12 protein-coding genes and 1 riboswitch are annotated in these 14,591 nt (G+C 47.7%); of the genes, 7 read left to right on the top strand and 5 right to left on the bottom strand.

Annotated features, from left to right (window positions below; all coding sequences use genetic code 11):
* Window positions 1-111 precede the first annotated feature (111 nt).
* Window positions 112-279: a hypothetical protein gene (locus tag NDI35_RS20345; RefSeq protein ID WP_445314317.1), complete on the bottom strand. Its 168-nt coding sequence runs from the start codon at window positions 277-279 to the stop codon at window positions 112-114.
* A 99-nt stretch (window positions 280-378) separates the two neighbouring features.
* Window positions 379-591, bottom strand: a riboswitch (cyclic di-AMP (ydaO/yuaA leader).
* A gap of 170 nt (window positions 592-761) precedes the next feature.
* Between NDI35_RS20345 and NDI35_RS20340 the strand changes: the two genes are divergently transcribed.
* The gene (locus NDI35_RS20340; protein ID WP_445314316.1) at window positions 762-1,946 is read left to right on the top strand and encodes an ATP-binding protein; all 1,185 of its coding nucleotides are present in this window, start codon (window positions 762-764) and stop codon (window positions 1,944-1,946) included.
* A 137-nt stretch (window positions 1,947-2,083) separates the two neighbouring features.
* On the opposite strand, the gene NDI35_RS20335 is transcribed toward NDI35_RS20340, so the two are convergent.
* Entirely contained in the window at window positions 2,084-3,421 is a 1,338-nt protein-coding gene (locus NDI35_RS20335) for an ArsB/NhaD family transporter (RefSeq protein WP_445314315.1), read from the bottom strand.
* 207 nt (window positions 3,422-3,628) lie between these two features.
* On the opposite strand from NDI35_RS20335, the gene NDI35_RS20330 reads away from it, so the two are divergent.
* Both NDI35_RS20330 and bchD read left to right on the top strand, forming a co-directional pair.
* Complete coding sequence (locus NDI35_RS20330) at window positions 3,629-4,912, top strand: sensor histidine kinase (RefSeq protein WP_445314314.1); 1,284 nt, start codon at window positions 3,629-3,631, stop codon at window positions 4,910-4,912.
* 34 nt (window positions 4,913-4,946) lie between these two features.
* A complete protein-coding gene (gene bchD, locus NDI35_RS20325) occupies window positions 4,947-7,061 on the top strand; it encodes a magnesium chelatase ATPase subunit D (RefSeq protein ID WP_445314313.1) in 2,115 nt (704 codons plus the stop codon).
* A gap of 85 nt (window positions 7,062-7,146) precedes the next feature.
* On the opposite strand, the gene NDI35_RS20320 is transcribed toward bchD, so the two are convergent.
* Window positions 7,147-7,473, bottom strand: coding sequence for a PEP-CTERM sorting domain-containing protein (locus NDI35_RS20320; RefSeq protein ID WP_445314312.1), 327 nt, complete (start codon window positions 7,471-7,473; stop codon window positions 7,147-7,149).
* Window positions 7,474-8,032: 559 nt separating this feature from the next.
* Between NDI35_RS20320 and NDI35_RS20315 the strand changes: the two genes are divergently transcribed.
* The gene (locus NDI35_RS20315) at window positions 8,033-8,761 is read left to right on the top strand and encodes a Bax inhibitor-1/YccA family protein (RefSeq protein ID WP_445314311.1); all 729 of its coding nucleotides are present in this window, start codon (window positions 8,033-8,035) and stop codon (window positions 8,759-8,761) included.
* Window positions 8,762-9,004: 243 nt separating this feature from the next.
* Window positions 9,005-10,588: a radical SAM protein gene (locus NDI35_RS20310; RefSeq protein WP_445314310.1), complete on the top strand. Its 1,584-nt coding sequence runs from the start codon at window positions 9,005-9,007 to the stop codon at window positions 10,586-10,588.
* A 71-nt stretch (window positions 10,589-10,659) separates the two neighbouring features.
* On the opposite strand, the gene NDI35_RS20305 is transcribed toward NDI35_RS20310, so the two are convergent.
* Entirely contained in the window at window positions 10,660-11,385 is a 726-nt protein-coding gene (locus tag NDI35_RS20305; protein WP_445314309.1) for a Uma2 family endonuclease, read from the bottom strand.
* Between the two features lie 206 nt (window positions 11,386-11,591).
* Here NDI35_RS20305 and prfB point away from each other — a divergent pair.
* Both prfB and rpsU read left to right on the top strand, forming a co-directional pair.
* A protein-coding gene (prfB, locus tag NDI35_RS20300; RefSeq protein ID WP_445314308.1) for a peptide chain release factor 2 occupies window positions 11,592-12,726 on the top strand; the annotation gives its coding sequence in 2 pieces (ribosomal slippage) (window positions 11,592-11,663 and window positions 11,665-12,726; 1,134 coding nt in all).
* Window positions 12,727-12,899: 173 nt separating this feature from the next.
* Window positions 12,900-13,094 (top strand): 30S ribosomal protein S21, encoded by a 195-nt coding sequence (gene rpsU / locus NDI35_RS20295; RefSeq protein ID WP_006632476.1) that lies wholly within the window; start codon window positions 12,900-12,902, stop codon window positions 13,092-13,094.
* An 11-nt stretch (window positions 13,095-13,105) separates the two neighbouring features.
* On the opposite strand, the gene NDI35_RS20290 is transcribed toward rpsU, so the two are convergent.
* Window positions 13,106-14,569, bottom strand: a complete 1,464-nt coding sequence (locus tag NDI35_RS20290; protein ID WP_445314307.1) for an AtzE family amidohydrolase — start codon at window positions 14,567-14,569, stop codon at window positions 13,106-13,108.
* Window positions 14,570-14,591 lie beyond the last annotated feature (22 nt).

The following is a 14,591-nucleotide window of genomic DNA, read 5'->3' as shown; positions in this document are numbered from 1 at the left end:
ACTGTTGACTAATGACTGCCAACTGCCAACTGCCAACTAATGACTAATGACTTCTTCAAATCAGAAACCGAATCGTTACATAAACAGCCGCACTTATTAATTGCAGCACCATCACAGGCCGCCCGTAACGCAGAAAAGTTTGAAAAGAAATCCGACGCCCGTGCAGTCAAAACCAGCCGCCTGCAACAAAACTGCATCTCGGATGACAACGGGTTTGACCCGCTTCCACGTTGCAACTCCTGCAAGTGCGATCGCAGATAAATTAAGCTGTATGAACATTTCAATCTCCTTCAGAGTCAGGGTAGGTACAAGAATCTTGAACAATACCAACCTGAGACACTGACGAAGGCAAACTATCTTTTTCAGAAATTTGGCTTTTCAGTCTCTTCTCAATGCCTGCGAAGTTAGCTGACGGGCTAGGACTGAGAGATGTCCTTCTCCTTAGATTTCAAAATCAAAAATTACACTCAAATTTGGCAATTTTTAACTTTGATTTTTAATTCTGTAGAGATTCGCCCCGAAAATTGGTTCCTCCGCTCCAGCCACACGCTTGGTTTGATCGCGCAGTGCTGGATTAGGCTTGACTTTTTAAGCCAATTTAACCTAAGGTAGCACCAGCATTTAATTTTGTCAATAGGTCTTTAGAAGTAGCTATTGGCGATCGGCGAAGCCCAAAAGTTGACAAACAATTCAAAAAGTTAATTATTAAACTAGCTTAGAGAGATAAAATGCGATCGCCCACTTATTTCTCTACTTGAGCCATGAGAGACTTTAGCCTCGCGCTGCAAGATCGAATCGACATAATTATACAAAACTGGATCGAAGCTGTACGCTCCGACGACCAACTCGAAACCGCTAAGGAACTCACCTACAACGGCGTGCGCGACAGCGTTCCCATGGTACTGCAAGCGATCGTAACGATGCTTTCCCAATCCCAAGAGAGCGACATTCGCACACTCGTAGAAAAAAGTTTAGAACACGGAACTCTCAGGGCAAAACAAGGCTACGACGCCGAAGAAATTGCGCGGGAATACCGCTTGCTGCGCTGGGTAATTTTCGAGGCTTTAGAGCCAGAATTGTTCAAAGCCTCTGGCACAGAAGTCAGCAGAGCTTACCGCTTAATTGACACGGCGCTCGACGAAGTAATTGCTAAATGTTTCCAAACCTTTACCCAGGAAAGATTCCAAGAACTAAAGGATTTGCAAAACCAATTGCAACTTACAAATCAAGAACTGACTCGCTTAGTTCGCGCCAATCAAGAGAACTTATCTCACTTAGCACACGAATTAAAAACTCCCCTCACATCTATTATCGGCTACTCAGATTTGTTTTTGCGTCAGCAACAAAACTATTCCGAAATTAAAGGTTCTGTTCCCAATATAGGACATATTGATAGAGTCCTCAACAGCGGCAGACTGTTGCTGAGATTGATCAACGATACTCTGGAAATTTCGCGGTACGAAGCCGGACAAATAAAGTTACAGCTAGCGCCAATCAGACTGGCAGATGTACTCGCCACTGTTGTTGAAATAATCGAGCCTTTAGCGAAAGCCAAAGGTTTAGAGATAGCTGTTGAGTGCCATCTCTCAGACGATCAAGTGGTGACAGATTGCTTGCGCCTGCAGCAAATTATCACAAACTTAACCAGCAACGCCATTCGCTACACCACAGCCGGTACTGTTACAATAAAAAGCGAACTTTTGGCAGATAAATATTGGACAGTAACTGTCTCAGATACAGGAATTGGCATTGCTCCCGAAGACTGCGAGCGGATTTTTCAACCCTATTTTCGAGCCGACAACTCCCTGAGCTCTGGCATTCCTGACAGTACCGGCTTAGGGCTAGCAATTGTCGATCGATTAGTCAACCTCTTGCAAGGTAAAATCGAATTAGTTTCTGAAGTAGGAGTTGGCTCCTCCTTCACTGTAATTTTTCCCTTAGAATAGGAGGGATTTTAGATGCTTTAGTATTACCAACCAATTTTTCTTCCCTCTTCCCTCTGACTTCTTCCCTCTGACTTCTTCCTGAAATCCGTTACATCTTGTACAGTGCTCGTTGCCGAAATTCCCTCTGACTTCTTCCTTCAAATCAGAAACCGAATAGTTACATAAACAGCCGCAGCCACCAATTGCAACGCCATCACAGGAAGTCCGTAACGCAGAAAAGTTTGAAAAGAAATCCGGCGCCCGTGCAGTTCAGAAATTCCCGCGGCCACTATATTAGAAGAAGCTCCTACCAAAGTGCCATTTCCGCCTAAAGTTGCTCCGTACATCATCGCATAAAACAGTGGCAGCACAGCAGGTGGAAACTGCCCTGCAAAATCGGGAGCCAGCACCTCTGGCGGTGCGAGCCCGATATTGACAACATACTGTTTTAGCAGTGGCACCATAGCCACTACCAACGGAATATTTGGCACCACGCTCGACATCAAACCCACAAAAAATAACAAAACTAAAGAACCCAGAAAAATATTCTTACCTAAAATCACTGCTAATATTCCAGATATATTGGCGATAACTCCAGTTTTTTCCAAACCGCCAATCAGCACAAAGATAGACATAAAAAATAGCAGTGTACTCCAATCTAAATCCCGCAAAATATTATTAACAGAATCAATTTGGGAATGGTGAGCTAAAAGCATTGCCAAAGCAGCCCCCAACAAAGCAACCGCTGCCGGTGAAATAGGGACGGGCAGAGACTCTCCTATTACAAAAAATGTCAGCACAAAAGCTATAATTAAGCCGCCCACTGCTAAAACTCGTGGGTGATTGATTTTTGGGTGCGGCAAATGTTCCAAATCGTCTAATTTTTTGTTCCAAATGTCTCGGAACAGCCAAGGCAACATAACTACTATCACTCCTACGGCAATTGCCCCGCCCAAACTTAACTTTACCAGGTAATCTGCAAAGCTCATGTTAATAGCATCGCCGACAATGAATGTCGCGGGATCGCCCACGATTGTCAGCAGTCCCGAACTGTTAGCTACAAATACCATTAAAATCAGTAACGGCACAAAATCTACACCGACTTCTTCTGCCATTGGCGGAATTAATGGTGCTAGCAGCATGACTGTCGTGGCATTGGGCAAAACAGCACAAATTGGGGTAGTAATCGCGACAATACCCAGCAAGAGATTTTTGCCTTTACCTTTAGCCAAAATAACTATTTGAGTTGCCAAATATTCAAATACTTTGGTAGGCTCAAAGGCTCTCACCATTACCATGACTCCGAAAAATAAGCCCAGCGTGGCGTGACTCCGACCGATATATTCGATCGCGTTGTTTAACGTCATCACGTGGGTAAAAACTAAAATCACCGCTCCCAGAAATGCTGCAACTGTGAGGTGTATCCATTCTGTAATTATTAAGAAAACTACACATATAAATGTTGTTGCAGCAATCACAGCTTGCACGTTTTCCATTTAGTCCCCTGAAAATAATAGAACTTAAAAATTAAAAAGTCTCGGTTCGAGTGACTATACTACTTTCTGGCTCTTCTGTCAATAAATTTAAGTGCTGATTTTGGCACCAACAAGCTGGGAACGACTCCTCAAGAGCTCTCCGGCACAGGGAAGAAATCACCTCAAAACTACTTCTTTCGGCAGGGTCGCGATCGCCCAAAGTTTGATATGGCGATCTGGCGATCGCTCAACTACAATGAAGCATGGGCAATCTCTGCCAAACTCAACCCCCACGCAGACATCATGGACTACAGCCAAGTGCTCGCCGACAAAACCGATATTATCGTCAAGAACTGGATTGAAGCAGTTCGTCAGGATCGGAAAATTGAAACCGCTGACGCCTTACCGCACTCAGCAATCGAAAATCACATACCTCATCTGCTGGAGGCGATGGCTACAGTGCTTTCCCAATATCAAAACAGCGAAATAAAACTAATAATTGAAGCCAGTTTAGATCACGGATTTCTCAGAGCCGAACAAGGCTACGATCCTGCAGAAGTAGCGCGGGAATACCACTTATTGCGTCAAGTAATATTCTCGCAGTTAGAATCAGAATTGCTAGCAGGAACCACCGCCGACGTATTCAGAGCTTTTAGGCTGATAGATGCCGTAGTAGACGAAGCAATTGCCCAGTGTTTCAACAGCTACGTCGCTCAGAGGCTGCGGGAACTTCAACAAATCCAAACTCAGTTACAACTCACCAATCAAGAACTCTCTCGCCTTGTCAGCGTCAATCAAGAAAACGTCTACCATTTGGCTCACGAACTCAAAACTCCTCTTAACTCAATTATTGGTTATTCCGAACTATTCCTGCGAAAAGAAAAATGGCACTCTGAAGTCAAAGATACCCTCCCCGGCATCGAACACATCGAGCGAGTATTGCGTAACGGCAGACAGTTGCTCCGCATGATTAATGACACGCTAGAACTTTCTCGCGCCGATGCCGGAAAAATTAAACTTAACCTGCAGCGAACTAATGTACGATCGGTAATTAACACCGTAGTAGAAATGATGCAGCCAATTGCTGATGCTAAAGGACTAAAGCTCGCTGTTACCAGCGACTGCGGCCCAACACAAGTAATCTCCGACTCTGGGCGGCTGCAACAAATTCTGATCAACCTGCTGAGCAATGCCATTCGCTATACAGAATCTGGTAGCATCGAATTAAGTTGCCGCTGTGCTGGAGAAGCACATTGGGCGATCGCAATTACAGATACCGGCATTGGCATCGCCCCCGAAGATACAAACCGCATCTTTGACCCCTTCTTTCAAGCAGGAGAAGTCGGCAAACAGCTCTTTCCTGCAGAAAGCACGGGCCTGGGACTAGCAATAGTATCGCGGCTCGTCTCGCTGCTGCAAGGCAAAATCGAGTTAGTATCACAAATAGGAGTCGGCTCAACTTTTACCGTAATTCTGCCGCAAGAAGTTAAAGTCCTCCAAGAAGTAAGCTAAACATTAAGTTCAAATTTTTACATCCGAAAATCCTATGCCTGCCGCCAACCTTAGCCCTTCCACCACAGCCTTTCCCCTCACCGCCGTAGTCGGGCAAGAAGCAATCAAATTAGCCCTGCTGTTAGCAGCAGTCGATCCCGGATTGGGAGGAGTTGCGATCGCAGGCCGCCGCGGTACAGCAAAATCAGTAATGGCCCGCGCCTTGCACTCCTTACTGCCACCCATTGAAATTGTTAAAGATTCTTTTTGCAACGCCGAACCTAATGAAATTATTGCCGAACAGGCATCAGGCTTGTTACCAGAAAAGGGCGGGCAAGATGCCCACACCACCGATACTAATTCCTTAACTACTGAAATAATTCCCGCACCATTCATTCAAATTCCTTTGGGTGTCACCGAAGACAGACTCTTAGGTTCAGTCGATGTCGAACAATCAGTAAAATTCGGCGAAACCGTATTTCAACCAGGACTCTTGGCCCAAGCAAATCGAGGCGTACTTTATGTAGACGAAATTAACCTCCTCGATGACAATATTTCCAACCAATTGCTAACAGTATTAACCGAAGGGCGCAACCAAATAGAGCGCGAAGGCATTAGCTTTCAACACCCCTGCAAACCTCTATTTATCGCCACCTACAACCCCGAAGAAGGGCCGCTCAGAGAACATTTGCTCGATCGCATCGCGATCGTACTTTCAGCCGACGCAGCACTCGAAATAGAAGAAAGAGTCTATGCAGTAGAACAAGCTTTATCCTACTCCACCTCCCCCCAAGACTTTCTCAATCAATACGCCGAAGACACCGACAACCTCAAAACCCAAATCATCCTAGCCAGAGAATGGCTCAAAGATGTCAGCATTAAACGCGAACAAATTGCCTACCTAGTAGAAGAAGCCATCCGGGGTGGCGTTCAAGGACACCGCGCCGAAATATTCGCAGTCCGCGTCGCCAAAGCCGCCGCCGCCATCGAAGGACGCACAGAAGTTAACGCCGAAGACCTGCGCCGCGCCGTAGAGTTAGTCATCGTACCCCGCGCCACCATCATCCAAACTCCCCCAGACGAAAACTCTCCTCCTCCTCCCCCCCCACCGCCTCCCCAAAAGCAGTCAGAACAAGAACAAGACGAACCAGAAAACGAGCAAGAAGACGAAGAAGACCAAGAGGATGAAGACAACCCGGAACCAGAAGAAGAACCCGAAAAAGATACCATTCCCGAAGAATTTCTCTTCGACCCCGAAGGCGTAATTCTCGACCCCAGCGTGCTTTTCTTCGCCCAAGCCGCCAACCGCCAAGGCAAATCGGGCAGTCGCAGCACCATTTTCTCTGAAGACAGAGGCCGTTACGTCAAGCCAGTCTTACCCAAAGGCCCCGTCCGCCGCATCGCCGTTGACGCCACCCTCAGAGCCGCCGCACCCTACCAAAAAGCCCGCCGCGACAGGAATTCTAACGCCCCCCAACCCCCCCTTAGCAAGGGGGGGCAAGAGGGGGTTGAGCGCCGTGTATTTGTGGAACAGGGAGACATTCGGGCGAAGCGCTTGGCCAGAAAAGCTGGAGCTTTAGTCGTATTTGTCGTCGATGCCTCCGGTTCGATGGCGCTCAACCGCATGCAGTCGGCCAAAGGTGCAGTCATGCAGCTACTCACAGAAGCTTATCAAAGCCGCGACCAAGTTGCTCTGATTCCCTTTCGCGGAGAACAAGCAGAAGTGCTGCTACCGCCGACTCGCTCGATAGCCTTAGCCCGCAAGCGTTTGGAACGTTTGCCCTGCGGCGGCGGTTCCCCTCTGGCCCACGGTTTGACTCAAGCCGTGCGGGTGGGAGTCAACGCGCGGCAGTCTGGAGATATCGGTCAAGTTGCGATTGTCGCCATTACCGACGGACGCGGTAATATTCCTTTGGCTCGTTCTTTGGGCGAACCGATTGTAGATGGAGAAAAGCCTGATATTAAAAAGGAATTGTTAGAAATTGCTGCCAAAATTCGCGGGTTGGGAATGCAGTTGCTGGTGATTGATACCGAGAGCAAGTTTATTTCGACTGGCTTTGCGAAGGAATTGGCCAAGACTTCTGGAGGGAAATACTATCACTTGCCGAAAGCTACCGAACAGTCGATCGCAGCTATGACTAAAAATGCTCTGCGCGACGCGATCGGCTAAAATCCTGATAGCCACATTTATCTGCGTTTATTCGCGTTTATCTGCGGTTAAAAATCCAAAAATTAGACTTTTTTTGGCAAAAAGTCTAATTTTTAACTCTCACTCTCCGGCGACTCAGCGCCAGCGAACCCGCAACTAAACCCAACCCTACCACCGCCGAAGGCTCAGGAATTCTTACGGGCAGAGGTACACGGTTTTCCGTCCCCCGGTTCGGGGTTGAAGAAGTTGTACTTGGGGGGAGTTGACCGGTCTGAGCCAGCAGCAAATTTTCTGAACCCTGCCCTAAAGCAGCGGTAGAAACGGCTTGGACATTAGCTGCAACGGCAGCTTGACCGCCGGAAATAATGGCTGCGACAGCCAATAAAATCCCGGCTGTAGGGGGCAATAATTTTCGCTCAAAAAAGGTGGGCATGGGAAATTACCTATTTAGCAGTTTGTCGTAGAACTGGATCTATTCATTAATTTTCTGGGTATTCTCTCTCTGAGCTACCTTAGCAATTAACGGAACCGATTTTAGATTTTAGATTTTAGATTTTAGATTTTATATTTTATATTTTATATTATTTAAGTTTCTGATCCCTAGTTTCAACTAAGTCGCAAATCAAAAACCTAAAATCAACTGTGGCCCATGCCTCTAGCATATACTCCTTAATCCCCAATCGTAAATCCCCCCTCCAAAATTGATTGACTTCAGCTATATCTGCGATTTGATGGACTTTAAGCTGGCCCCTGGCTACATATAGCGCCGGCCCTTTAACCTCAATTATAGCTTTGCCGCGACGCGCAACCCTGCGATACAGCGACACGGCACATACCTGTACGCACTCGATTATAAACAATCGATCCCTGCTTTGGAGTGATTTCACCCCCGTTCTTTATCAAATCTTTAAACTCTTTCAAGTTTTGCAAACACAGTGTAAAGCTGTCAAAATGATAGATAGCAATTCTCAGCCAAAATTAGGTAAATCCTCGTGAGTAACACTAGCAATTTCCGCGAAGCCGTGCGCGAGGCCAAAAACCACGCGCTAGTAGGCCCCAACGTCATCTCCAACGCTCTCCCCTTCGTGGGCGGCGGACTTGTCTTAACTGCTGTCGGCACCTACGGCGGCCTCGGAGTGATTCGTAACTATCCCGGGCTCTTCTTTCCCACATTCATCGCTGCGATCGTCCTACAATTAATTCTGTTCTTTGTCGCCCGCGGCGCTGCCGAACAAAACAACAAAAATACCGCTTTGCCTCTGCTGGCAACCTACAGCTTGCTTACAGGCTACACCCTCAGCGGATTGGTGTCTATAGCCCTCAGAAGCGAAGGCGTCGGCATCGCCGGTATTGGTTTTGCTGCACTTGGATGTGGCATTACTTTTATCGCCGCCCGCCAAATTGGCTCCAACCTTTCTGAACAAGACGGCATGGCCCTCACCAAAACTCTCAGTTTAGGTGTGATTGCTTTGTTAGTCGTCGTTGGCGGTCAGTTTCTGCTCTCTCTATTTGGCGTCTACACCCCAACCTGGCTGGAAATTGGCATTTCTGGCATCGGCGTGTTTATATTTGCCGGCGCTGCGATCGTCGATTTTTACATATTACCCCGCAGCTACCGCGACGATCAGTATTTGCCCGCTGCTCTGTCGATGTACTTGACCTACGTCAACTTGTTCATTTTCATTCTGCGCCTGCTGATTGCTCTCAACGGCCGGGATTAATTCAAACTTTAGCTTAAAAAAACCGCGGCTCGATCGACATCGGGCCGCGGTTTTTTATGAAGATTTACCACCCAGATAGTCCTCATCGCGTCCTCTGTCCCTCATACAAAAAACTTATATCATGTTCGCAGCCGGCAGACATGAGGTATAATCATAATTTTTAATAACTCAATCAAAACTCTTGTTATCTAATTGGATCGATCGCGATTTCAATATCAATCACAAATTAATTGGGGAAAACTCATGTACTTAAAATATGAAGATATCAGAAGAGTCAGCGTAGAAATTACCTCCAGGTGCAATGCAGCTTGCCCGCAGTGTCCCCGCACCGGCAACCCGATTTTGCCGGGGGCAGAATTAAAGATGGAAGATATTGAGAGAATTTTCCCACAAGAGTTTTGCTCTCAGTTGGATTTGGTGTATATGTGCGGCAACTACGGCGATGCTATGACTAGCAATACCACTATTCCGGCGATCGAGTATTTGCACCGCATGGGAGTTCCTCATATCTGCCTGTACACCAACGGTAGCGGACGCAACCCTGAGTGGTGGCACAGGCTGGCACAGGCGATGACAGGAGAACACGATCGCGTAATTTTTAGTATCGACGGGTTGGCTGATACTAACAGCATCTACCGCCAAAATACCAACTGGGACAGGATAATGCAGTCGGTTAATGCCTTTATCCAAGCTGGCGGAAAAGCTGTATGGCATTACTTGATATTTGAACACAACCAGCACCAAGTAGAAGCAGCGCGGGATTTAGCCCAACTATTGGGATTTGTCGAGTTTGTACCGAAAGCTACCTCTCGTTTTGTGGCAAAAGAGATTTATGACAAAGAGTCCGCCAATCAACAGCCTCAGAAGGCAGAAAACTCTCAGGTAGAGGCTAAGAGCGATCGCCCAAACCAACCAGCAACAGCTAATGTGTCAGCCCCTCAGCATCAAGAACAGGCCGCGCTTCAGTTCCACCGACAAGCTGAGGAATGTTTGAAAAAGGGGCAACTGTCAGAGGCGATCGCAGCCAGCCAACAAGCCCTAAAAATTCAACCTAATTTTGCAGCAGCCTGGAAAACTTTAGGCAATGCTGTTCAAGGTTTGGGGAAGATGCAAGCAGCAGCAGATTGTTACGCAAAAGCCCTCAAAATTCAGCCTAATTTTCCAGAAGTTTATGCTAATGTTGGCAGTCTTTATGCTCAACAGCAACAGTGGCAGCCCGCTAGTGCTTATTACCAAAAGGCGATCGAGCTTAAACCCAATTTTGCAGGAGCTTATCGCAATTTAGCTAAAGTGTTGACGCAGTTGGGGCAACCAGAAAAAGCAAATTATGCTTGGTATCAAGCTATAGCTATCGAAACGTCTCAAGCACCAGAACCAACTCCTTCTGTCCCATCAAAGCCAGCAAGCGAAGAACTTCAACCCCCATCGTTGGAACAATATAAAAATCCCCAGGGAGACCAATTTCTCCAAGCTGTTGAAAAATTTGGTAGCCTAAACAATTACTACCGAAATGTAGAAATTAGCTGCCAAACTCAAGCAACCCAAGAGATTTTCATCAGTTTTGAAGCGGAACTCTGGCCTTGCTGTTGGGTAAGCCATACTAAATACGCGGTTTATAACCACACTTACAGACCGCAAATGCTGGCTTTAATTGAAAAGTACGGAAATGGTTTTAATTCTCTCAGAACTCAATCGGTGAAAGAGGCGATCGCCAGAGATTGGTTTCGCGAAGACCTCACAAAAAGTTTTTCCTGTTCTAAAAGGTTGGACGTATGTGCTCACGAATGCGGTAAAACTTTCAATTCAACAGGTTCGCAGTATATATAACAAGTCAGTTGACTGTTGACTGTTGTCACAAGAAAGAAGGAAGAATGCGGTGAAGCCGATCGAATTTCATGTCACGATTCAGGCAGGTTATCGGGATCGATCCCTTGCGATCGCAAATACTCAGCTAGGCGATCGGCTCGCTGTCGTTCTACCCTCAACTCCTCGCGCATCTGCTCCGCCGCTGCATCGGGCAGGGGATAGACATTTCCTGACTCGTCGTACCAAACCAGAATTTCTTGCTCGATGCCCCCAATAACTTGCTGAGATCGCCCCATGCCCAGTCCCACTTCTGGCATCCAATAGGGTTCGCCAATCTGTTGCCGGTACTGCCCGTCAATCAGCTTGTAGGCTTCAAACGGTTGATGCCGATCGCGCCGCCAAAATTCGGGGTTGTAAATAATGTAGTACAAAACCCCTAACCCGGCATAAATCGACATTTTATCGTCGTACTCCCCACCGGGTTTGTGAGACACCATTTCCAATGCTAAGATCGGCACAACCTCGTTTTCTTCCCAGACAGCATAGCTGCGGCGAGATTTACCTCCTTTTCGGCGCTCCACCCCCAAACTGAGAAACCCGTCGGGGACGACAGGCACTTTGGGACTGATTCCCGTCGTGTGATACACGGCCATATCCACCCCAAAGTACCAATCCATGCGAGCCGACCAAATGCTGGTCAGGACAAACAACAATAGGTTGGGTAGCAGATTCTGGTCTTCGTTATCCACAGGGGTATCGTCCGAACAGGGCAGGTCTTCGGTGGACGGCAAGCTTAATTTTAGTTCTGGGGAAATCATGGCAGTTAACTTCCATCGAGATCGTTAACCTGATTTTAGATTATAGCAACTTTTTTTTATTTTGAATTTTGAATGCGGTAAAGTTTTTAATTCAACGGGTTCGCATTCGCACTATATCTAATTAGGAAGAAGCAATAACATTTTGTTGAAAGATCCCAATTTCAGCTAAAATTAAAAATACACCCCACAACGCCGGAGAACTAACAGTGGAAGTTCTAGACATCAAACACAATATCGAAACTTTGTCCGATCGACTGGGTACAACCCAGGACTATCTTTGACATCCCCGCACTTACAGCCAAAATTCAAGACTTAGAGCAAATCTGCGCCCAACCAGCATTTTGGGACGACCAAGATCGAGCTCAAGAAACCCTCCAAGAACTTAATGACTTAAAATCTCATTTAGACCAATATCGCGGCTGGCAAACGAGCTTGGAAGATGCTAAAGCTATTTTAGAACTGCTGGAGTTAGAAGCCGACGAGTCGCTGTTCCAAGAAGCCTCATCGAGTCTTTCTCAGTTAACCCGCGAACTCGACCAGTGGGAACTGCAACAATTACTATCGGGGCCCTACGATGAAGGCGGCGCCGTTTTGACGATTAACGCCGGGGCCGGCGGCACAGATGCTCAAGATTGGGCCGAAATGCTGCTGCGGATGTACACCCGCTGGGGCGAAAGTCAAGGTTACAAAGTACATTTAATGGAAATTTCCGAGGGAGAGGAAGCAGGTGTTAAATCGGCTTCTTTGGAAATTGTCGGCCGCTACGCTTACGGTTATATGCGATCGGAAAAAGGCACTCACCGCTTGGTGAGAATTTCGCCTTTTAATGCTAACGACAAGCGTCAAACCAGTTTTGCAGGCGTCGAAGTGATGCCAATTCTCGATCGATCCGTCAAGTTGGACATTCCAGAAAAAGATTTGGAAATCACGACTTCGCGCGCTGGTGGCAAGGGCGGGCAAAACGTTAACAAGGTAGAAACCGCAGTCCGCATCGTTCACATTCCTAGCGGCTTGGCCGTCCGCTGCACTGAAGAACGCAGTCAGTTGCAAAATAAGGAAAAAGCTTTGGCATTACTCAAGGCTAGGCTGTTGGTGGTTGCCAAGGAACAACGGGCTTCGGAAATTGCCGAGATTCGCGGCGATATGGTGGAGGCGGCTTGGGGCAACCAAATTCGCAATTATGTTTTTCACCCATACCAAATGGTCAAGGATTTGCGTACTGGGGTGGAAACAACCGCCATCGCAGATGTGATGAACGGCGAATTAGACCCGTTTATTCAAGCTTACCTGCGGCAGGAAAATCAGTTGGTAGCCCAAACCGATGGAACCGCGGGAGTATAATTTCCGCCTTCACATACAAAGTCCGCCTGCGCGGACTTAAAGAATCAAGAGCGGTGATCGCAGCGGATTTGCTATAATTTTGAGGTTTTGGCCGATCGCCCGACCTTCAACAGGTCGCGCGGCCAAAAACCTTGATATGATAAAACTTGATCTAACGAACAAAAGGAGAAATAATGACCCAAGTTGTAATAGGCGAAAATGAAGGGATTGAGTCAGCCCTACGACGGTTTAAGCGACAAGTTTCTAAAGCGGGTATTTTCCCCGACATGAGAAAGCACCGCCACTTTGAAACCCCGCTGGAAAAGCAGAAGCGCAAAGCTATTGCCAGAAGGACTAAGAGACGCTTTCACCGCAACAACAAACCCTAGAATTATTAGCACTAAATTGATTCGGCAGATATAATGCCTTGCGATTCTAGTACCGCAGCGACTCGGAGAATCACCGCTTCGCTGTAGGGAGCACCAATAATTTGTACCCCCAAGGGCAAAGCGCCGGGCCGCTGTACGGGCACGCAAAGAACGGGCAAGCCAATAAATGATAGGGGTTGGGTGAACAGTCCGAGATTGGGACGCACTAAGATTTCTTGTCCGGCTATTACCATTTTCTCGACGCCAATTTCAGGGGCAGCTATCGGGGTTGCGGGTGCGAGGATGATGTCTGTTTGTTGGAATATTTCGCGAATTCGATCGCGGTACCACTGTCTGAATCTCTGCGCTTGCAAGTACCAAGTCGCAGGGATCAGGGTTCCCGCTAAAAAGCGATCGCGCGTGGCGGGATCGAAGTCTTGAGGGCGCGATCGCAAATTGTCCAAATGCAAGTTTCCCCCCTCGCAAGCGGTAATGATAAATGCCGCAGCCCTGGCGCGATCGGATTCCGGTATGGTGACAGTTGCAAGCCCCCCTATTTTTGGGGGGTTTGTTGTTTTTTCTGTGCGTGTACCACAATCCAAGACATTTGTCAAGGCTTTAGCCACTATTTCTACAGCATCCATTGCTTCCGGTTCGGCGCCTGTGGCGAAATACCCGTCAGCAACAGCAATTCGCAATCCTTCGATGCTTTGATTTAACTGTGGCGAACAAAGTTCTGGCGGGCGTTGAGTGCAAACAGGGTCACGAGAATCAGGGCCTTGCAGGACATCGTACAGCAGCGCCATATCTCTGATCGATCGCCCAAACGGCCCGACACAATCCAAACTACCCGAAAATAAATAAGCGCCAGCCCTGGACAAACGGCCGTAAGTAGGCTTAAACCCAAACACACCACACAAAGCAGCCGGTACGCGGATGGAACCGTTAGTATCAGAACCGAGAGTGATGGGTACAAAACCGGCGGCGACTGCTGCTGCGGAACCCCCGCTGGAACCGCCGGCGATGCGCGTAGTATCGTGGGGATTGCGAGTCGGCCCGTAGTGGCTGTTTTCCGTGACGAAACCGTAGGCGTACTCATCCATGTTGAGAGTACCTACGAGCACAGCCCCGGCTTGTTTTAGTCGCGCGACCGCCGCCGCGTCCTGGGTAGCCGGAGGATTGTCAGCGTTGATTTTTGACCCTGCTAGGGTGGTAATTCCGTCGATGTCGTACAGGTTTTTGACTGCGAAGGGAACGCCTGCTAAAGGGCCTGGGTTTTGGTTATTTGCGATCGAATTATCTATGTTTTCGGCTGCTGCGAGTGCGCTTGATGCAGTGATTGCAGTAAAGCAATTAAAAGCTTTATCCTTAACAGCAATCCGTTCCAAAGCAGCACTTACCGCCTCTGTAGCCGTAACCTTACCACATTTAACCGCCGCTGCCGTAGCAACCGCATCAGCCTTCTCTAAAAAACATCTGCGTTCATCTGCCCTCATCTGCCCTCATCTGCGGTTAAAA

It is taken from the genome of Microcoleus vaginatus FACHB-2002 (assembly GCF_040004035.1).
Taxonomy (GTDB): Bacteria; Cyanobacteriota; Cyanobacteriia; order Cyanobacteriales; family Microcoleaceae; genus Microcoleus; species Microcoleus vaginatus_C.
This window is presented reverse-complemented; position numbering and strand designations above follow the sequence as displayed.

Bases quoted from the DNA above. Each gene is read 5' to 3' on its own strand.
- NDI35_RS20290 (WP_445314307.1), bottom strand. From the start codon at position 14,569: ATGAGGGCAGATGAACGCAGATGTTTTTTAGAGAAGGCTGATGCGGTT.
- bchD (WP_445314313.1), top strand. From the start codon at position 4,947: ATGCCTGCCGCCAACCTTAGCCCTTCCACCACAGCCTTTCCCCTCACC.
- NDI35_RS20320 (WP_445314312.1), bottom strand. From the start codon at position 7,473: ATGCCCACCTTTTTTGAGCGAAAATTATTGCCCCCTACAGCCGGGATT.
- NDI35_RS20335 (WP_445314315.1), bottom strand. From the start codon at position 3,421: ATGGAAAACGTGCAAGCTGTGATTGCTGCAACAACATTTATATGTGTA.
- NDI35_RS20330 (WP_445314314.1), top strand. From the start codon at position 3,629: ATGGCGATCTGGCGATCGCTCAACTACAATGAAGCATGGGCAATCTCT.
- NDI35_RS20345 (WP_445314317.1), bottom strand. From the start codon at position 279: ATGTTCATACAGCTTAATTTATCTGCGATCGCACTTGCAGGAGTTGCA.
- NDI35_RS20305 (WP_445314309.1), bottom strand. From the start codon at position 11,385: ATGATTTCCCCAGAACTAAAATTAAGCTTGCCGTCCACCGAAGACCTG.
- rpsU (WP_006632476.1), top strand. From the start codon at position 12,900: ATGACCCAAGTTGTAATAGGCGAAAATGAAGGGATTGAGTCAGCCCTA.
- NDI35_RS20310 (WP_445314310.1), top strand. From the start codon at position 9,005: ATGTACTTAAAATATGAAGATATCAGAAGAGTCAGCGTAGAAATTACC.
- NDI35_RS20340 (WP_445314316.1), top strand. From the start codon at position 762: ATGAGAGACTTTAGCCTCGCGCTGCAAGATCGAATCGACATAATTATA.